The organism is Streptomyces sp. 8N616, from assembly GCF_052246385.1.
Lineage (GTDB): Bacteria > Actinomycetota > Actinomycetes > Streptomycetales > Streptomycetaceae > Streptomyces.
This window is the reverse complement of the sequence record NZ_JBQQBY010000016.1, coordinates 116,607-135,038: the sequence shown is the minus strand read 5'-3', so window position 1 is coordinate 135,038 and position 18,432 is coordinate 116,607. Positions and strand designations below refer to the sequence as shown.

The following is an 18,432-nucleotide window of genomic DNA, read 5'->3' as shown; positions in this document are numbered from 1 at the left end:
TTGAGCCGAGCGCTGGCATCAGCTGCATGGGCTGCCGGTTCCGTCCCGTGGAACCGGGAAACTCAGCCGCCTGCGCCCGCGATGCCGCAGTTGGCACCGGACGATAGCAGGACCTCGATCGCATGCTTATACCGGCCCCACCTGTCACGCCGCCGACCCCGTGGGCTCGGGCTTGCGCTCCTCGGTGGACTCCGGCTCGACGTAAAGGATCTTGGCCTTCATGTGCGCGCGGGCCTGCGCCGCGACCCAGATGAGGGTCGTCGCGAGCAGCGCGAACCCGAAGGCTTTGACGCTGAACAGAGTTGTGTCCTTGAACACCGCCAGCACGATGGCGAGTGCCAGCAGCTGCGTCGTATAGAGCATCAGGCCCATCGCCTGGAACAGATGGGGCAGCGAACGTGCGGTGCGCTGCAGCACGATGAGGCCGAGCCCCATGAAAAGGATCACCAGCAGTGTGCCGAATGCCGCACCGAGCGCCCCCTTTCCACCGGCGAGCACGGCACCGGCAACGACGGCGATCACGCCGGCGGCGGCCGTGGGCACGGCGGTGTGAAGGAACATCCGGGCGTCGTTTGACTGCATGGCGGCAACTCCGCTGGGGGTTGGGGCGAGTGTCGTCATGGACGAGCGTAGGGCCCGGTCGAGGTCACACCTCGTAACCAAAGAGCCGTCGCACTACGGTCCTTCGGCGTTAGCACCGGGTTTCGTGAACGGTATCACAAACTATTTGATGAGGTCTTTACCTAGCCTGTGTGCTGCCCATCACACAGACGAGCTAAGCCCTGCACCGATGAGCTGACACCAATTCGTCTGCCCAGTATGGGGCTTATGTCCGCTTTGAGTTCCGGGCGGGGTCGGATGCCGACGGGTGCAGCCGGGGTGCTACGAGGTGTTGCGAGGTGCTACGAGGTGCTGTGCTGTTACCAGGTGCGCGACCGGCCGCCGATCGCGGTGGCGCCCGCCGGGACCCGCGTACGGTCGTCACGGCCATCGCCGTTCTCACTCGGAGTGGCGGCCGCGGTCACGCCCACCACCGGAAGGTCAGGGGCCGCTACCGCGGGGCGCCCGCCGCGCCGGTAGCGCGGTGGGATGAAGGACTCCGCCCAGCGCGGGGCGCGCGGGGTGAAGCGCGGCATCAGCAGCAACACCAGTCCCACCGCGCTCAGCGCGACGATCGCCAGAACGATCCAGACGCTGGCCCCGTTGACCGAGTAGCCGACCGCACCGAAGGCGATCAGCGCCGACCAGAAGTACATGATCAGGACCGCGCGGCTGTGGGAGTGGCCGATCTCCAGCAGGCGGTGGTGGAGATGGCCGCGGTCCGCGACGAACGGCGACTGGCCCTTCCACGTACGGCGGACGATCGCCAGCACCAGGTCCACGACCGGGACCATCAGCACGGACAGCGGCAGCAGCAGCGGGATGTAGACCGGCACCGTCTCGTGCACCGCCGCCCGCTCGGAACCGGCGAAGAGCTTCAGCGCGTCCGGGTCCACCTGGCCCGTGATGGAGATCGCACCTGCCGCGAGGACGAGGCCGATCAGCATGGAGCCGGAGTCGCCCATGAAGATCCGCGCCGGGTGCATGTTGTGCGGCAGGAAGCCCAGGCACATGCCCATGAGGATCGCGGCGAAGAGGGTCGCGGGCGCGGCTGCCTCGAGGCCGTAGCCGAACCACATCCGGTAGGCGTACATGAAGAACGCCGCGGCGGCGATGCAGACCATGCCGGAGGCCAGTCCGTCCAGTCCGTCCACGAAGTTGACGGCGTTGATGGTGATCACGACGAGGGCGACCGTGAGCAGCGTGCCCTGCATCGACGTCAGTGCGACGGATCCCACACCCGGCACCGGGATCCACAGGATCGTCAGGCCCTGCATGACCATGACGCCCGCGGCGATCATCTGGCCGCCGAGCTTGACCAGGGCGTCCACGCCCCACTTGTCGTCGAGCACCCCGAGCAGCCAGATCAGCGCGGCGCCGGAGAGCAGCGCGCGCGGCTCGTTGGACAGCTCGAAGACCTTGCCGACGTTGGGGAGGTGGGCCGCCACCAGCAGGCCCGCGCACAGGCCGCCGAACATCGCGATCCCGCCGAGCCGGGGGGTCGGCTCGCGGTGCACGTCACGGGCCCGGATCTCCGGCATCGCCCCGATCGTGATGGCGAACTTCCGCACGGGTCCGGTCAGCAGGTAAGTGACCACGGCCGTGACGCACAGCGTCAGCAGGTATTCACGCACGGGCTGCCCCAGAAGTATCGCCGACCATCTCAGCCCCACACCCTAGCTTCATTGGTGAAAGACACGCGCGCTGCCGGGATGGTTTCAGCCGCGTCCCCTATGCGCTCGCCGCCTGGCCCGGATGCGCGGCGGAATGCGCGGCGGGATACGCGGCGGGATACGGCGGGAATCCCGCGGCGAGTACTGCTGGACAGTTGCAGCCGCCCCCTACGCGCTCACCGCCTGCCCCGGATGCGCCGCGGGATACGGCGGGAACTCCGCGGCGAGTTCCATGGCCTGGGTCCGGGCCTCCGCGTCGTCCCGCAGCGCTGCCCCCAGCACCTTCGCGATCCGCGACATCTCGGGCTCGCCCATCCCCTGCGTGGTGACCGCCGCGCTGCCCAGCCGGATCCCGGTGGCCGGGGCGGGCGGGGCGGCGCCGTGCGGCAGGCAGCAGGTGTCGAGGACGATACGGGCGGCGGCGCAGCGGCCCCGGGCCGTACGCCCGTCGAGGTCAAGCGGGGCCACGTCGGCGGTGATCAGGTGGGTGTCCGTACCGCCTGTGGTGACCATGAGCCCTTCGGCGGCCAGCCCCTCGGCGAGCGCCTGCGCGTTGGCCACGACCTGGTGGGCGTACGCGGCGAAGGCGGGCGTCGCGGCCTCACCGAGGGCGACGGCCTTGGCGGCGATGGTGTGCATCTGAGCGCCGCCCTGGGTGAAGGGGAAGACCGCCCGGTCGATCCGGTCGGCAAGGTCGGCGCCGCAGAGGATCATCCCGCCGCGCGGACCCCGCAGCACCTTGTGCGTGGTCGCGCACACCACATCGGCGTACGGCACGGGGTTGGGCGCCGCTCCCCCTGCGACCAGGCCGATCGGGTGCGCGGCGTCGGCGATCAGATACGCGCCCACGTCGTCGGCGATATCCCGGAAGGCCGCGTAGTCGGGATGCCGGGGGTAGGAGATCGAGCCGCAGACGATCGCCTTGGGGTGGTGCTTGCGGGCGAGGCGGCGGACCCGGTCGTAGTCGATCAGGCCGGTATCCGGGTGGACTCCGTAACCGACGAAGTCGAACCAGCGGCCGGAGAAGTTCGCCGGGGAGCCGTGGGTGAGGTGGCCGCCCTGGGGCAGGGCCATGGCCAGCACGGTGTCGCCGGGCCGCAGCAGGGCGGCGTAGGCGGCGAGGACGGCCGAGGAGCCGGAGTGCGGCTGGACGTTGGCGTGCTGGGCGCCGAAGAGGGTGGCGGCCCGCTCGGCGGCGAGCCGCTCCGCTAGGTCGACCAGCTCGCACCCGCCGTGGTGGCGGGCGCCCGGATAGCCCTCGGCGTACTTGTTGGCGAGCGGTGAGCCCAGCGCCGCGAGGACCGCGGGGGAGGTGAAGTTCTCCGCGGCGATGAGCTGCAGCCCCGCGGACTGGCGTTCCAGCTCGGCGAGCAGCAGCCCGGCGAGGTCGGGGTCCTGGCGGCGCAGCGCGTCGAAGTCCGGACCCCAGTGCGTACGGGTTCCGGCGGGCGCGGTGCCTTCCCGGAGGTGTTCGGCGCGGGCGCTGGGCTGCGCCCCCTGGCTGGCTGACGTGCTGACCGGCATCGCTGGCTCCGGGCTGGCCTGAGGAAGTGGCGCACCACCGGCGGGGAGTGCACCGGGCGTCAACCCCAATGTAGGGCCGGTACGGCGGCCCCGCGCGGTGTGTGCAGCCGCCCGCGAAGGGACTCCCTCAGGTCCTCGCCGTGACCCCCGTCAGCGCCGTGACAACCAGGTCGAACGCCTGGTGAAACTCATCGCCGATACCCCCACACCCAGTACGCCGCCCACCCCAGAGCTACGTCTTGACCCCCGTCAGCGCCGTGACAACCGGGTCGAGCGCCTGGTGAATCTCGTCGCCGATGCTGCGGAAGAAGGTGATGGGCGCGCCGTACGGGTCGTACACCTCGTCGGCCTCCGGGCTCGGCGCCAGCAGCCAGCCGCGCAGCGCCGCGGCCGCCCTGACCAGGGCCCGCGCCCGGCCGACGACCGAGCCCGCGGGCTCCGGCTCCGGCAGCGTCGCCAGATCGATGGCCCGGACCAGCCGGGTGAACTCCTTCAGCGTGAAGGTGCGCAGGCCCGCCGAGTGCCCCATGGAGATCACCTGGGCGCGGTGGTCGCGGGTCGCGGTGAGGACCAGGTCGGCGCGGATGACGTGCTCGTCGAGCAGCTCGCGGCCGGTGAAGCCGGCCGGGTCGGCGCCGAAATCGGTGAGGACGGTCGCGGCGTGCGCCTCCATCGGGGCGCCCTCGTGGCCCCAGGTGCCCGCGCTCTCCACGATCAGGCCGCCGGTCTGGGGGTCGCCGAGGCGGTGCGCCAGGGCATGCCGGGTCAGCCGCTCGGTGATCGGCGAGCGGCAGACGTTGCCGGTGCTGACGTGGAGGATGCGGAAGGTGTCGTTGCTGCTGCCCCCCGCTATGCCACGCCCCTCAGGGACTGTCAATTGGCCACCTCGAGGTCGGGTACGACCTCCCGCAGCTGCTCGGCGCTCAATGCGCCCGCACGCAGCAGCACCGGCACCTTGCCCGTGACGTCCACGATCGAGGACGGCACGGCGGCAGGGGTCGGTCCGCCGTCGAGGTAGACGGAGACGGCGTCACCGAGCATCTCCTGGGCGGCGTCACAGTCCTGCGGAGAGGGGTGTCCCGTGAGGTTGGCGCTGGAGACGGCCATCGGACCCACGTCGGTCAGCAGCTCGATGGCCACCGGGTGCAGCGGCATCCGTACCGCGACGGTCCCGCGAGTCTCCCCCAGGTCCCACTGCAGCGACGGCTGGTGCCGGGCGACGAGGGTCAGGGCACCCGGCCAGAAGGCGTCGACGAGTTCCCAGGCCTGCTCGGAGAAGTCGGTGACCAGGCCGTGCAGGGTGTTCGGGGAGCCGACGAGGACGGGCGAAGGCATATTGCGGCCGCGGCCCTTGGCCTCCAGGAGGTCGCCGACGGCCTCGGAGCTGAACGCGTCCGCACCGATCCCGTAGACGGTGTCGGTGGGCAGCACGACGAGCTCGCCGCGGCGGACGGCGGATGCGGCTTCGCGCAGACCTGACGTGCGGTCGGTCGCGTCGGTGCAGTCGTAGCGCCGTGCCATGTCTAACGGGCCTCCCTGTTCCGGGGCTTGAGGCTCAGTTCCGGGCCTTGAAGCTCATCCTGCTGTCCGTGGGACTGCTGTTTTGCTCTGCTGTCCATGGGACTGTTGCTTTGTTCTGCTGTCCGTGGGACTGCTGATTTGTTCTGCCGTCCCTGGGACTGCCTTTCGTCCTGCTGTCGGTGGGGCTGCTGCTTGTCCTGCTGTCCGTAGGGCTGGTCGCTGTCACGGTGTGGCCCGCCGGGCCGTCGCGAACCGCGGCCGGTTGTTCAGATCGGGGTGGTCGGCGGCGTCGGCCCAGCCCCGCTCCTCGGTGAAGATCCACGGCACTTGGCCGCCCTGGGTGTCGGCGTGCTCGACGACGACGACGCCGCCCGGCCGCAGCAGCCGGTGGGCGGTGCGCTCGATGCCTCGGATGGTGTCCAGGCCGTCCTCGCCGGAGAACAGCGCGAGCTGCGGGTCGTGGTCCCGGGCCTCGGGCGCGACGTACTCCCACTCGGTGAGCGGGATGTACGGCGGGTTGGAGATCACCAGGTCGACCTGGCCGTCCAGTTCCGGCAGGGCGGTCAGGGCGTCGCCCTGGTGCAGTTGGACCCTGGAGCCCTCGACGTTCTTCCGCGCCCACTGCAGGGCGCCTTCGTCGAGCTCGACGGCGTGCACGCGCGAGCGCGGCACCTCCTGCGCCAGGGCGAGCGCGATGGCGCCCGAGCCCGTGCACAGGTCGACGATCAGCGGCTCGACGACGTCCATGGCCCGTACGGCGTCTATGGCCCAGCCGACGACCGACTCGGTCTCCGGGCGCGGCACGAAGACACCGGGCCCGACCTGGAGTTCCAGGTAGCGGAAGAAGGTGCGCCCGGTGATGTGCTGGAGGGGCTCGCGGGCCTCGCGGCGGGCGACGGCCTCCCAGTAGCGGGCGTCGAAGTCCGCGTCCGGCACCGCGTGCAGCTCGCCCCGCCTGACGCCGTGGACGAACGCGGCGAGCTCCTCCGCGTCGAAGCGCGGTGAGGGAACGCCGGCGTCGGCCAACCGCTGGGTGGCCTGGGCCACCTCGGCGAGCAGCACGTTCACGTCAATTCCTCCAGCGGGTTCTGCGCCGCGCCCGTTACTGCGCGGCCGCCAGCTTCGCGGCCGAGTCGGCATCCACGCACGCCTGGATCACCGGGTCCAGCTCACCGTCGAGCACCTGGTCCAAGTTGTACGCCTTGAAGCCGACACGGTGGTCGGAGATCCGGTTCTCCGGGTAGTTGTACGTCCTGATCCGCTCGGAGCGGTCGACCGTACGGACCTGGCTGCGCCGGGCGTCCGACGCCTCCTTCTCGGCCTCCTCCTGGGCCGCCGCGAGCAGCCGGGCGCGCAGGATGCGCAGCGCCTGCTCCTTGTTCTGCAGCTGGCTCTTCTCGTTCTGGCAGGAGACGACGATGCCGGTGGGGAGGTGGGTGATACGGACCGCGGAGTCGGTGGTGTTGACCGACTGGCCGCCGGGGCCCGAGGAGCGGTAGACGTCGATGCGCAGGTCGTTGGGGCTGATCTCGACGTCGACGTCCTCCGCCTCGGGGAGCACGAGCACGCCCGCGGCAGAGGTGTGGATACGGCCCTGCGACTCGGTGGCGGGCACCCGCTGCACGCGGTGCACCCCGCCCTCATACTTCAGCCGCGCCCAGACACCCTGGCCGGGCTCCGCGCCTGAGCCGCCCTTCGTCTTGACCGCGACCTGGACGTCCTTGTAGCCGCCGAGGTCGGACTCGTTGGCCTCGATGATCTCGGTCTTCCAGTTGTTGCGCTCGGCGTAGCGCAGATACATGCGCAGCAGGTCGCCTGCGAAGAGCGCCGACTCGTCGCCGCCCTCGCCCGCCTTGATCTCGAGGATGACGTCCTTGTCGTCGCTGGGGTCGCGTGGGACGAGCAGCAGCCGCAGCTTGTCGGTCAGCTCCTCGCGCTCCCGCTCCAGCTCCTTGACCTCGGCCGCGAACTCCGGGTCGTCCGCGCCGAGTTCGCGGGCCGCCTCGATGTCGTCGCCCGCCTGCTTCCATGCGCGGTACGTGCCGATGATCGGGGTCAGCTCGGCGTAACGCTTGTTGAGCTTCCGCGCGTTGGCCTGGTCGGCGTGGACCGCGGGGTCGGCGAGCCGCTTCTCGAGGTCGGCGTGCTCGCCGATCAGTTCCTCGACCGCCTCGAACATCGTTTTTCCTTTACGTGACGCGTAGGAGAAGTGGGCCGGACAAGAGCAAAAGCGCCGGTCCGGCCGCCCGGACGGGGGCGGCCGAGGACCGGCGCTACAGGGTCGCTACTTCTTGGCGGACCCGGCGTTCTTGCCGAAGCGGGCCTCGAAGCGGGCCACACGGCCACCAGTGTCGAGGATCTTCTGCTTGCCCGTGTAGAACGGGTGGCACTCGGAGCACACATCGGCACGGATGTTGCCCTCGGTGACGGTGCTACGGGTGGTGAACGAGGCTCCGCAGGTGCAGCTCACCTGGGTCTCGACGTACTCGGGGTGGATGTCGCGCTTCAAGGGTTCTCCTAGGTTCGGGAGGGCACCGGGTCGTATCGGGCGGGCTTGCCCGTACGTGAACCGGGGCCGACGTACCAGTCTGCCAGGACCGGCCGTGTCTCCCAAAACCGGGGGCGGCCGGAATCTATTCCAGCCGCCTGCCGAGGAGGCTCAGCCCTTCAGGACACCCGACGTATCGGCTCTGTCACTCGCCGTGGCAGCAAGTCAGCCCTTCAGGACTTCCGATGTATCGGCCCTGTCACTCGCCGTGGCAGCAAGTCAGCCCGTGAGGACTTCCGACGTATCGGCCCTGTCACTCGCCGTGCCCTTGGTCGCGGACGCCGGGACGGCCCGGTCGTGGCGCAGCGCGTCCCAGACCTCGCGAGCCTGTTTGTCCAGCGGGACGACGCGGTTGGGGTCGGCCTTGTCGTAGGCCACCGGCAGCGTCACCATGCGCAGGTCGCCCGAGCCGATGTCCTTCAGCCCCTTGCTGAAGTCCAGGAGCTTGTTGACCGACGCGAGCTCGGAGTCGGTGGTGACCGTCCGGGTCGCGGTGTCCGCGAGGCCGTAGAGCTTGCCCGGGCTTCCGAACAGGTCGATGTCCTTGACCTGGTCGATCAACGCCTTCATGAAGGCCTGCTGGAGCTTGATCCGGCCGAGGTCGCTGCCGTCCCCGACCGCGTGCCGGGTCCGTACGAGGCCGAGGGCCTGCTCGCCATTGAGGGTGTGTGTGCCAGGCGTGAGGCTGAGCCGGCTCTCCTTGTCCTTGATCGCCTGGCTGGTGGTGACGGGCACCCCGCCGAGCTCGTTGACGAGCTTCTTGAAGCCGGAGAAGTCGACCTCGAGGTAGTGGTCCATGCGGATGCCGGACATCTTCTCGACGGTCTTCACGGCACAGGCCGGGCCGCCCACCTGGTACGACTCGTTGAACATGGTGCGTTTCACGGCGGGGGATACGCCCTTGCCGTCGGTCTTCTTGCACGCGGGGCGGCTGACCATGGTGTCGCGGGGAATGCTCACGACGCTGGCCTTCGTGTGGCCCTTGTGGACGTGCAGGATCATCGCGGTGTCGGAGCGGGAGGTCCCGTCGTCGTCGCCGTACTCGGCGTTGGCGCCCTCGCGCGAGTCCGAACCCATGAGCAGGATGTCCATCGAGCCGTCGTCGACGTCGTCGGGGCGGTCGGTGCCCAGGGCCGCGTTGATGTCGATGCCCTTGAGGTTGCCGTCGAGCTGGAAGTAGATGTAGCCGAGGCCGGCCCCGCCGAGCAGCACCAGGCCCGCGGTGGACCAGGCGGCGATCGTGAGCACCCTGCGGCTCCGCCCGGGCGGCCTGCCTCGCCGCCCGGTGGCGGGTATGCCACCGGGGTGTGAACCCCTTGCGCTGCTCTCGTCCGCCATCTGCTCCTCAGTCCTCGCTGGTGCGTCGCTCCCGGGTTCCCCTTCCCTGCCCTGCCGACACGGCGAGGTTCAGGTTCGCACGGCGCCTCTGAGTGACTGCTCGGAGCGGTCGCGGGGGCGCCGCGCCCGCCCTCAGCTGCGTACGGCCCCTTTCACCTGCGGATTCATCGGAAGATGCGGCACTGGCTCCAGCCGCTGCCGATCTTGTCGGTTGTGTCAAAGATCTCCGGCGGGGCCTTGCCGGTGCCCGGGCGCGGATACCGGCTGCCGCCGGACGTGCGCGCGGTGTAGTCGGTCCGCCGTCGCCGGGCTCGAGTGCGCTCGCATACGCGGCAGGGCCTGCTCGTCACTGCGGTGCGGCAGTGAGGAGCAGGCCCTGCTGGCGCTGCTGGCTGTGCTGTCGGAACGTAAGTCAGTCGCCGTTCGGCGTCGGCGTCGTCTTCTGGATCTGCAGCAGGAACTCGGCGTTGGACTTGGTCTGCTTCATCTTGTCCAGCAGCAGCTCGATGGCCTGCTGCTGGTCGAGCGCGTGCAGAACCCGGCGGAGCTTCCAGACGATGTTCAGCTCGTCGCTGCCGAGGAGGATCTCCTCCTTGCGGGTGCCGGAGGCGTCCACGTCCACGGCCGGGAAGATTCGCTTGTCGGCGAGCTTCCGGTCGAGCTTGAGCTCCATGTTGCCGGTGCCCTTGAACTCCTCGAAGATCACCTCGTCCATCCGCGAGCCGGTCTCGACCAGCGCGGTGGCCAGGATGGTCAGCGAGCCGCCGTCCTCGATGTTCCGCGCGGCGCCGAAGAAGCGCTTCGGCGGGTAGAGCGCGGTCGAGTCGACACCACCGGACAGGATGCGGCCGGAGGCGGGCGCGGCGAGGTTGTACGCGCGGCCCAGGCGGGTGATGGAGTCCAGCAGCACGACCACGTCGTGGCCCAGCTCCACGAGGCGCTTGGCCCGCTCGATGGCGAGCTCGGCGACCGTGGTGTGGTCCTCGGCCGGGCGGTCGAAGGTCGAGGAGATGACCTCGCCCTTGACCGACCGCTGCATGTCGGTGACCTCTTCGGGCCGCTCGTCGACGAGGACGACCATCAGGTGGCACTCGGGGTTGTTGTGCGTGATCGCGTTGGCGATCGACTGCAGCACCATGGTCTTGCCCGCCTTCGGCGGCGAGACGATCAGACCACGCTGGCCCTTGCCGATCGGCGCGACCATGTCGATGATCCGCGCGGTGAGGCCGCTGGGCTCGTTCTCCAGGCGCAGCCGGTCCTGCGGGTACAGCGGGGTCAGCTTGCCGAACTCCGGCCGCCCGCGCCCGGTTTCGGGCGCCATGCCGTTCACCGAGTCCAGGCGGACCAGCGCGTTGAACTTCTCGCGGCGCTCCCCCTCGCGGGGCTGGCGGACCGCGCCGGTGACGTGATCGCCCTTGCGCAGACCGTTCTTACGGACCTGAGCCAGCGACACGTACACGTCGTTCGGACCCGGCAGGTAGCCGGAGGTCCGGATGAAGGCGTAGTTGTCGAGGATGTCCAGGATGCCCGCGACGGGGATCAGAACGTCGTCCTCGGCGATCTGCGGCTCGCCCGCGAACTCGTCGCGGCCGCGCCGCCCCCTGCGGTCGCGGTAGCGGCCACGGCGGCCGCGCCGCCCACCCTCGAACTCCTCGTCGTCCTGCTGACCGCCCTGGCGGCCCTCACGCTGCTGGCGGTTGCCCCCACCCTGGCCGTCGTCACCGCCCTTGCCGCGGCGGCCGCGCTCGCGGCGGTCGCCCTTCTGGCCCTGACCGCCCTGGCCGCCCTGTCCGCGGTCCTGGCCCTGACCGCCCTGGCCGCGCTCCTGGCGGTCGCCGCCCTTGCCACGGCCTTCGGCAGTGTCGGTCGCGGCCTCGGCCTTGGCCTCGGATCGGTCCTCGGTCTTCGTCTCGGTCTTCGTCTCGGTCCGCGTCTCGACCTTGGTGTCGGACGCGCCCTCGGCGGTCTCGGGGCTGCCCGCCTGCGCGGTGGCGCGGCGCCGGCGGCGCTCACCGGCCGGCTGCTCGTCGCTCGCCGGCTGGCCGGGGATCTCGATCTGCTGCTGGCTCTCGGCCTTCTCGGCCGACGCGGCGGGGGCTTCCGCGCCCGCCGCGGCCTCACCCGTACGGGCCCTGGAGGTGGTACGGCGCTTCGGCTTGGCCTCGGCCTCCCCGGCCGGAGCCTCGGCTCCCTTGGCGGGGGCCCCGCCTCCCGCCTGCTTCTCCTTGATGACCTCGATCAGCTGGCTCTTGCGCATCCGCGCGGTGCCCTTGATGCCGAGGCCGGAGGCGACCTGCTGGAGCTCGGCGAGGACCATGCCCTCGAGACCGGTGCCCGAGCGGCGTCGCCGCGAGGCAGTACCAGTGGCAGCACCGGCGGCAGGCGCGGCGGGAGCGTCCGTGGCGGGCGTGGAGGCAGCGCCGACCGTGTTGTCGGCAGTCACGCCCATCAGATCGGTGGTGTCGCTCACGAAGGGTCCTTCCCTGGAGCGGGCGTCGGCCTGTCTGGCTCGGCGACCGGTTGTGCTGTCCGGCTTGCGGTCCTGGAATGCGGACCGGGCCGGGGCGGTGGTCCGCCGGTACGGCGGAGAGAACAATTAATTGGTTCCGGCGCTCATGCGCCGATTTCCGGAGCGTGCTCGATATCTGCTCAGGCAGGCTGCTCAGGCAGTTTGGGAGGCTCCCGGAAGAAGGTCGTCCCGACAGTGGGACACGGAGCACCGCACCGATGAGGTGTCGGGTGCAGACATGAGGTTAACACTACCGGATCCAACAAACATTCCCCCTCTCCAAGACCGGCAATCGTGTGTCACGCGAGCGGCAGGACACTCGCACCCGCCATGTCGAGCGTCAGGCGGCCCGCCGCCCACCCCTCGCCCGCCAGCTGTGCGACCTTGTCGGCCGCACTGTCCTCGGCCAGCGCGAGCACCGTGGGGCCCGCGCCGGAAATGACCGCGGGGACGCCGTCCGCGCGCAGTCGGCTCACCAGGGCCGCGCTCTCCGGCATCGCGGGAGCGCGGTACTCCTGGTGGAGACGGTCTTCGGTGGCGGCGAGCAGCAGCTCGGGGCGCTTGGTCAGCGCCTCGACCAGCAGCGCCGCCCGGCCCGCGTTCGCCGCCGCGTCCACATGGGGGACCGTACGCGGCAGAAGGCCGCGGGCGGTCTCGGTGAGGACCGGCTTCGCGGGCACGAAAACCACCGGAACGATGGATTCTGCGGGCTCCATCCTGATCGCCCGCGCCGCGCCCGCCTCGGTCCAGGCCACGGTGAAGCCGCCCAGCAGGCAGGCGGCGACGTTGTCCGGGTGGCCCTCGATCTCGGTGGCCAGCTCGAGGAGCGCGGTGTCGTCGAGCTTCTCGGCCCCGCCTATGGTCACCGCGCGGGCGGCGGTGATGCCCGCGCAGATGGCGGCGGAGGAGGAGCCCAGGCCGCGGCCGTGCGGAATGCGGTTGGCGCAGACCACTTCCAGGCCGCGCGGCTGCCCGCCGAGCAGGTCGAACGCCGTCCGGAGGGACCGTACGAGCAGGTGGTCCTCGTCGCGCGGCAGGGTTTCGGCTCCCTCGCCCGCGATGTCGATGTGCAGCCCGGCGTCCGCCACCCGGACGACCACGTCGTCGTAGAGCCCCAGGCCCAGGCCGAAGGCGTCGTAGCCAGGGCCGAGGTTGGCGCTGGTGGCGGGGACGCGCACCCGTACGGCGGCGGCTCGGAATGCGGGACCGGCCATCGCTCGATGACACTCCTTGGTGTGGATCTGAAGGAATTGCCCCTGGGCGTCCCCAAGGGGCACCCCCTGGCCCGGCGACAGGACCGCGCATGCAGGCGGAAGGCTGCGGCGGGGCGGGGTTCGACTGCCAGCCTATCGAAGGAAGGTTCTGTCGCGACATAGGGCGCACGGGAGGCGCACGATGCGTGTCGCCGTATTCCCGTGCTTCCAGCCGCTCACCTGCGGCTGCCTATGCCATTCCCAGCCGTTCGGCGGCCGCGTCCGCGTCCACCGGTACGGTGACGGGCTGCGGCGCGCCCGCCACCGCCCAGTCCGGGTCCTTGAGACCGTTACCCGTGACCGTGCAGACGATCCGCTGGCCCGGGTCGACCTTGCCCTGCTCGGCCGCCTTCAGCAGCCCGGCGACGCTCGCCGCCGAGGCGGGCTCGACGAAGACGCCCTCCTGCGAGGCCAGCAGCCGGTAGGCGGCGAGGATTTGACGGTCGGTCACCTCGTCGATGAGACCGCCCGACTCGTCCCGCGCCTGTTCGGCGAACTTCCACGACGCCGGGTTGCCGATCCGGATCGCGGTGGCGATGGTGTGCGGGTCCTTGACCGGCTCGCCGCGCACGATCGGGGCCGAGCCCGAGGCCTGGAAGCCCCACATCCGCGGCTTGCGGGAGGCGTCGCCGCTCTCGGCGTACTCACGGTAACCGCGCCAGTACGCGGTGATGTTGCCCGCGTTGCCGACCGGCAGCACATGGATGTCCGGGGCGTCGCCGAGCGCGTCGACGACCTCGAAGGATGCGGTCTTCTGGCCCTCGATGCGGTACGGATTAACCGAGTTGACGAGCGCCACCGGGTACTTCTCGGACAGCCCGCGGGCGAGCGTGAGGCAGTCGTCGAAGTTCCCGTCGACCTGCAGGATGCGCGCCCCGTACACCAGCGCCTGGCCCATCTTGCCCAGCGCGATCTTGCCCTGCGGGACGAGGACGGCGCAGACCATCCCGGCCCGTACGGCGTACGCGGCGGCGGAGGCGGAGGTGTTGCCGGTGGACGCGCAGATGACGGCCTGCGCGCCCTCCTCCTTCGCGTGCGAGATCGCCATGGTCATGCCGCGGTCCTTGAAGGACCCGGTGGGGTTGGCGCCCTCGACCTTGAGGTGGACCTCGCAGCCGGTGCGCTCGGAGAGGATCTGGGCGGGCACCAGCGGGGTGCCGCCCTCGCGGAGGGTGACGACCGGGGTCTTCGCGTTCACCGGCAGGCGGTCGCGGTACTCCTCGATGATGCCCCGCCACTGGTGGGTGCCGGTTGGCCGGTCGACGATTGCAGACATGGTTCCTTGACTCCCTTTACTCCCCTTCGACCCGCATGATGCTCGCGACGTCGCGTACGGTATCCAGCCGGCGCAGCGCCTCGACCGTGGCCGAGAGGGCGGCGTCGGGCGCCCGGTGGGTGACGACCACGAGCGATGCCTCGCCGTCCTTGCCCTGCTGGCGGACGGTGTCGATGGACACGTGGTGCTCGGCGAAGACGGTGGCGACCTGGGCCAGGACGCCCGGTTTGTCGGCGACGTCGAGGCTGATGTGGTAGCGCGTGACGACCTCGCCCATGTGGCCGACCGGCAGCTGCGTGTACGCGGACTCACCGGGGCCCGTCGTCTCGCCCACCTTGTTGCGGCAGACGGCGACCAGGTCGCCGAGGACGGCGGACGCGGTGGGCGCGCCGCCCGCGCCGGGCCCGTAGAACATCAGCCGGCCGGCGGCGTCGGCCTCGACGAAGACCGCGTTGTACGCCTCGCGGACGGAGGCGAGCGGGTGGCTGAGCGGGATCATCGCCGGGTGCACGCGCGCGGTGACGAACCGCCCGTCGGCGGCCCGCTCGCAGATCGCCAGCAGCTTGACCGTACAGCCCATCCGTTTCGCCGAGGCGATGTCGGCCGCGGTGACCTCGGTGATGCCCTCGCGGTGCACGTCCTCGATGGTGACGCGGGTGTGGAAGGCGATCCCGGCCAGGATCGCCGCCTTGGCGGCGGCGTCGAAGCCCTCGACGTCGGCGGTCGGGTCGGCCTCCGCGTACCCCAGCGCCGTGGCCTCGTCCAGCGCCTCGGAGTACCCGGCGCCGGTGGTGTCCATCTTGTCGAGGATGTAGTTGGTGGTGCCGTTGACGATGCCGAGGACCCGGTCGACCTTGTCGCCCGCGAGTGACTCGCGCAGCGGCCGGACGAGCGGGATCGCGCCCGCGACCGCGGCCTCGTAGTAGAGGTCGGCGCCGTGCTGCTCGGCCGCCGCGTGCAGCGCCGCGCCGTCCTCGGCGAGCAGCGCCTTGTTGGCGGACACGACGCTCGCGCCGTACTCGAAGGCGGTGCGGATGAGGGAGCGGGCGGGCTCGATGCCGCCGATGACCTCGACCACGACGTCGATGTCACCGCGTTTGACCAGCGCGGTGGCGTCGGTGGTGATCAGCTCGGCGGGCACGCCCTCGCGGGCCCGGCCGGGGCGGCGTACGGCGATCCCGGCCAGCTCGACCGGGGCGCCGACGCGTGCCGCGAGGTCGTTCGCGTGCGTCGTCATGAGGCGCGCCACCTCTGAGCCGACCACTCCACAGCCCAGCAGCGCCACCTTCAGCGGACGCGTACGCATCATCCGACCTCATTTCTCCCACATACAGGTGCTGCACCAGTCTCACGCACCGGACCGGACTTTCTATCCCCGGTCCAGAATTCAAGACACCGTTCTCAATTATCCGACGTCGAGACGCAGGAGATCTTCCTCCGTCTCGCGCCGCACGATCACCCGCGCCTCGCCGTCCCGGACCGCGACCACCGGCGGGCGCAGCGCATGGTTGTAGTTGCTCGCCATGGAGCGGCAGTACGCGCCGGTGGCCGGCACGGCGAGCAGGTCCCCGGGCGCCAGGTCCGCGGGCAGGAAGGCGTCCCGTACGACGATGTCGCCCGACTCGCAGTGCTTGCCGACGACGCGGGACAGCATCGGCTCGGCGTCCGAGCGGCGGGAGACGAGGGCGACGCTGTACTCGGCGTCGTAGAGGGCGGTGCGGATGTTGTCCGACATGCCGCCGTCCACGCTCACGTACGTCCGCAGGCCGGGCAGCGGCTTGACCGTGCCGACCTCGTAGAGGGTGAAGGCGGTGGGGCCGACGATCGCCCGGCCCGGCTCGACCGAGATCCGCGGCACGGCGAGCCCGGCGGACTCGCACTCGCGGGTGACGATCTCGCCGAGCGACTTGGCGATCTCGTGCGGCTCGCGGGGGTCGTCGTCCGAGGTGTACGCGATGCCGAGGCCGCCGCCGAGGTCGATCTCGGGCAGCTCGACGCCATGCTCGTCGCGCACCTGCTTCAGCAGTCCGACGACGCGGTGGGCCGCCACCTCGAAGCCTGAGGTGTCGAAGATCTGCGAGCCGATGTGGGAGTGGATTCCGGCGAGTTCGACGCTCTCCAGGCTGAGCACCCGGCGTACGGCCTCGGCGGCCTGGCCGCCCGCGAGCGGGATGCCGAACTTCTGGTCCTCGTGCGCGGTCGCGATGAACTCGTGGGTGTGCGCCTCGACTCCGACCGTGACCCGGATCTGGACGCGCTGGCGCTTGCCGAGCCGCTCGGCGATGTGCGCGACGCGGACGATCTCCTGGAAGGAGTCGAGGACGATGTGGCCGACGCCCGCCTCGATCGCCCGGTGGATCTCCTCGGTCGACTTGTTGTTGCCGTGCAGCGCGATGCGCTCGGCGGGCATGTCGGCGGCGAGGGCGGTGGAGAGTTCGCCGCCGGAGCAGACGTCGAGGTTCAGCCCCTCCTCGTGCAGCCAGCGGACGACGGCGCGGGAGAGGAACGCCTTGCCCGCGTAGAAGACATCGGCGCCCTCTCCGAACGCGCTGCGCCAGGCGCGGCAGCGGGCGCGGAAGTCGTCCTCGTCGAGGATGTAGGCCGGGGTGCCGAACTCCTCGGCGAGCCGCTTGACGTCGAGGCCGCCGACGGTGACGACGCCGTCGGCGTCACGGGTGACCGTACGGGACCAGACGCGCGGGTCGAGCGCGTTGAGGTCGGCGGGCGGAGCGGTGTAGTGCCCTTCGGGCAGCACGTCGGCGTGGCGGGGCCCGGCGGGGTGGGCGGAACGGCTCATGGGTCTTTCAGTCTCCTCGGATCCTCGTCAGAGGGGGCGTCAGAGGGGGCGGGGGGCTTAGGGGTTACAGGGTTCAGGGGTTACGGGGTTCAGGGGTTACGGGGTTCAGGGGTTGCGGGTTCAGGGGTTGCGGGGCTCAGGGAGGCTCAGAGGTGGGTGGGTGCGGTGATGCCGAGCAGGTGCAGGCCGCCTGCGAGCACCGTCCCGGCGGCCTGGGCGAGGGCGGCACGGGCTCGGTGGGGGCCTTCGGGTTTCTCGTCACCGCGCGGGAGGACGGGGCAGGTGTCGTGGAAGCGGAAGAACGCGTCGGCCAGCGCCTCGAGGTGACGCGCGACCCGGTCGGGGGCGCGGAGCCGGGCGGCGGAGGCGAGGACGGCGGGGTACTCGCCGAGGGCGGCGAGGAGGGGGGCGAAGGTGGTGAGGCTGGGCTTGTCGCCGGGGTTGCCAGGGTCGCCGGGATCGCCTGCGGCCGGGTCCGTGATGCCCAGGTCCGCGGCGTTGCGGAGGAGCGCGCGGGCGCGGGCGTGAGCGTACTGGACGCGGAAGAGGGGGTTGGACTCGCGCTGGGCGAGGAGCTGCGCGGGGGCGGTGCGGGGGTGGTCGTGGGCGGCAGGACGGAGGAGAGCCCAGCGGGTGGCGTCGGGTCCGAGGGTCCTGAGGAGGTCGTGGGCGGGGACCTTGACGGGCACGGGCCTGATGACGTGCCTGACGGCGGGCTCGTCGGCCGCGGACACCGACCCGTATGTCTCGGTATCGGTGGTGACACCCAGCTCCTCCCATACGGGGTCGGGCTCGCGCTCGCAGCGAAGGGTGACGTCGGTGGCGCCCCGGGCGCGGAGGATACGGGCGAGCGCGTCGGCGGTGACGGCGGCCCGGGTGTCGTAGGGGAAGCTCAGCTCGACGGCGGGGCGGTGGGTGCGGGGATCGCTGTGCCCGTACGACTCGGACTCGGAGCTGGGCGGCTGGTGTCCGTACGACGCGCCGCTCGCGAGCACGGCCTGGACGAGGGCGGTGTCCGACCCGTCCTCGAGGGTGATGTTGAGGAACCCGGGCTCGGCGATATCGACCCGCGCGACCCCGGCGGCCTGCTCGATCCGGGGCCGGAGGATCTCGGCGACCTGCCGCGGCGAGCGGCCCGCGCCCTTGGCCAGCTGGAGGGCGATGTTGGTGGCGTAGTCCCCGCAGCCGGGCCTGGGCGGACGCCGGACCACCGCGCGGGCCGGCACGGGCGCGCGCAGCTCACCGGCCTCGACGGCACGGCGCACGGTGCAGAGCACGGTGCGGGAGAGCTCGGCGGGGGTCACGGGACAAGCGTATGGGAGGTGGGGGGTGGGTCCGCGAACGGGTTTGTCGCGGGGTGGCCGGGCTCGACCGGGCTGGGTCGGGCTCGACC

At 71.0% G+C, this 18,432-nt stretch carries 15 protein-coding genes; all 15 read right to left on the bottom strand.

What is annotated here, in order from left to right; translation table 11 throughout:
* Positions 1-144: 144 nt before the first annotated feature.
* The 15 genes from ACTWQC_RS17005 to nrtL all read right to left on the bottom strand — a co-directional run bounded on the left by ACTWQC_RS17005 (position 145) and on the right by nrtL (position 18,343).
* Positions 145-582 (bottom strand): hypothetical protein, encoded by a 438-nt coding sequence (locus ACTWQC_RS17005; protein ID WP_443316579.1) that lies wholly within the window; start codon positions 580-582, stop codon positions 145-147.
* Positions 583-920: 338 nt separating this feature from the next.
* Positions 921-2,234: an MraY family glycosyltransferase gene (locus tag ACTWQC_RS17000; protein ID WP_443316531.1), complete on the bottom strand. Its 1,314-nt coding sequence runs from the start codon at positions 2,232-2,234 to the stop codon at positions 921-923.
* A gap of 207 nt (positions 2,235-2,441) precedes the next feature.
* Positions 2,442-3,797, bottom strand: coding sequence for a serine hydroxymethyltransferase (glyA, locus tag ACTWQC_RS16995; RefSeq protein WP_443316530.1), 1,356 nt, complete (start codon positions 3,795-3,797; stop codon positions 2,442-2,444).
* A 232-nt stretch (positions 3,798-4,029) separates the two neighbouring features.
* Positions 4,030-4,674, bottom strand: a complete 645-nt coding sequence (locus ACTWQC_RS16990; protein ID WP_443316529.1) for an arsenate reductase/protein-tyrosine-phosphatase family protein — start codon at positions 4,672-4,674, stop codon at positions 4,030-4,032.
* Positions 4,671-5,318: an L-threonylcarbamoyladenylate synthase gene (locus tag ACTWQC_RS16985; RefSeq protein ID WP_443316528.1), complete on the bottom strand. Its 648-nt coding sequence runs from the start codon at positions 5,316-5,318 to the stop codon at positions 4,671-4,673. The genes ACTWQC_RS16990 and ACTWQC_RS16985 overlap by 4 nt, the downstream gene beginning before the upstream one ends.
* A gap of 222 nt (positions 5,319-5,540) precedes the next feature.
* Positions 5,541-6,386: a peptide chain release factor N(5)-glutamine methyltransferase gene (gene prmC / locus ACTWQC_RS16980; protein ID WP_443316527.1), complete on the bottom strand. Its 846-nt coding sequence runs from the start codon at positions 6,384-6,386 to the stop codon at positions 5,541-5,543.
* Between the two features lie 34 nt (positions 6,387-6,420).
* Complete coding sequence (gene prfA, locus ACTWQC_RS16975; RefSeq protein ID WP_443316526.1) at positions 6,421-7,497, bottom strand: peptide chain release factor 1; 1,077 nt, start codon at positions 7,495-7,497, stop codon at positions 6,421-6,423.
* Between the two features lie 105 nt (positions 7,498-7,602).
* A complete protein-coding gene (gene rpmE / locus ACTWQC_RS16970; RefSeq protein ID WP_443316525.1) occupies positions 7,603-7,827 on the bottom strand; it encodes a 50S ribosomal protein L31 in 225 nt (74 codons plus the stop codon).
* A gap of 258 nt (positions 7,828-8,085) precedes the next feature.
* Positions 8,086-9,204, bottom strand: a complete 1,119-nt coding sequence (locus ACTWQC_RS16965) for an LCP family protein (RefSeq protein ID WP_443316524.1) — start codon at positions 9,202-9,204, stop codon at positions 8,086-8,088.
* 412 nt (positions 9,205-9,616) lie between these two features.
* Positions 9,617-11,674, bottom strand: coding sequence for a transcription termination factor Rho (gene rho, locus ACTWQC_RS16960; protein WP_443316523.1), 2,058 nt, complete (start codon positions 11,672-11,674; stop codon positions 9,617-9,619).
* Between the two features lie 338 nt (positions 11,675-12,012).
* Positions 12,013-12,927, bottom strand: coding sequence for a homoserine kinase (gene thrB, locus ACTWQC_RS16955; protein WP_443316522.1), 915 nt, complete (start codon positions 12,925-12,927; stop codon positions 12,013-12,015).
* A gap of 229 nt (positions 12,928-13,156) precedes the next feature.
* On the bottom strand, positions 13,157-14,242 hold the full coding sequence (gene thrC, locus ACTWQC_RS16950; protein WP_443316521.1) for a threonine synthase: 1,086 nt from the start codon (positions 14,240-14,242) through the stop codon (positions 13,157-13,159).
* 16 nt (positions 14,243-14,258) lie between these two features.
* Positions 14,259-15,551 (bottom strand): homoserine dehydrogenase, encoded by a 1,293-nt coding sequence (locus ACTWQC_RS16945; protein ID WP_443316520.1) that lies wholly within the window; start codon positions 15,549-15,551, stop codon positions 14,259-14,261.
* Positions 15,552-15,647: 96 nt separating this feature from the next.
* Positions 15,648-17,039: a diaminopimelate decarboxylase gene (gene lysA / locus ACTWQC_RS16940; protein WP_443316519.1), complete on the bottom strand. Its 1,392-nt coding sequence runs from the start codon at positions 17,037-17,039 to the stop codon at positions 15,648-15,650.
* 146 nt (positions 17,040-17,185) lie between these two features.
* Positions 17,186-18,343, bottom strand: coding sequence for an ArgS-related anticodon-binding protein NrtL (gene nrtL / locus ACTWQC_RS16935; RefSeq protein ID WP_443316518.1), 1,158 nt, complete (start codon positions 18,341-18,343; stop codon positions 17,186-17,188).
* Between the last annotated feature and the right edge of the window lie 89 nt (positions 18,344-18,432).

Excerpts from the sequence above, each read along its gene's own strand:
- ACTWQC_RS17005 (WP_443316579.1), bottom strand. The coding sequence starts at position 582 with ATGCAGTCAAACGACGCCCGGATGTTCCTTCACACCGCCGTGCCCACG.
- glyA (WP_443316530.1), bottom strand. The coding sequence starts at position 3,797 with ATGCCGGTCAGCACGTCAGCCAGCCAGGGGGCGCAGCCCAGCGCCCGC.
- ACTWQC_RS16985 (WP_443316528.1), bottom strand. The coding sequence starts at position 5,318 with ATGGCACGGCGCTACGACTGCACCGACGCGACCGACCGCACGTCAGGT.
- prfA (WP_443316526.1), bottom strand. The coding sequence starts at position 7,497 with ATGTTCGAGGCGGTCGAGGAACTGATCGGCGAGCACGCCGACCTCGAG.
- ACTWQC_RS16965 (WP_443316524.1), bottom strand. The coding sequence starts at position 9,204 with ATGGCGGACGAGAGCAGCGCAAGGGGTTCACACCCCGGTGGCATACCC.
- thrB (WP_443316522.1), bottom strand. The coding sequence starts at position 12,927 with ATGGCCGGTCCCGCATTCCGAGCCGCCGCCGTACGGGTGCGCGTCCCC.
- thrC (WP_443316521.1), bottom strand. The coding sequence starts at position 14,242 with ATGTCTGCAATCGTCGACCGGCCAACCGGCACCCACCAGTGGCGGGGC.
- ACTWQC_RS16945 (WP_443316520.1), bottom strand. The coding sequence starts at position 15,551 with ATGATGCGTACGCGTCCGCTGAAGGTGGCGCTGCTGGGCTGTGGAGTG.
- lysA (WP_443316519.1), bottom strand. The coding sequence starts at position 17,039 with ATGAGCCGTTCCGCCCACCCCGCCGGGCCCCGCCACGCCGACGTGCTG.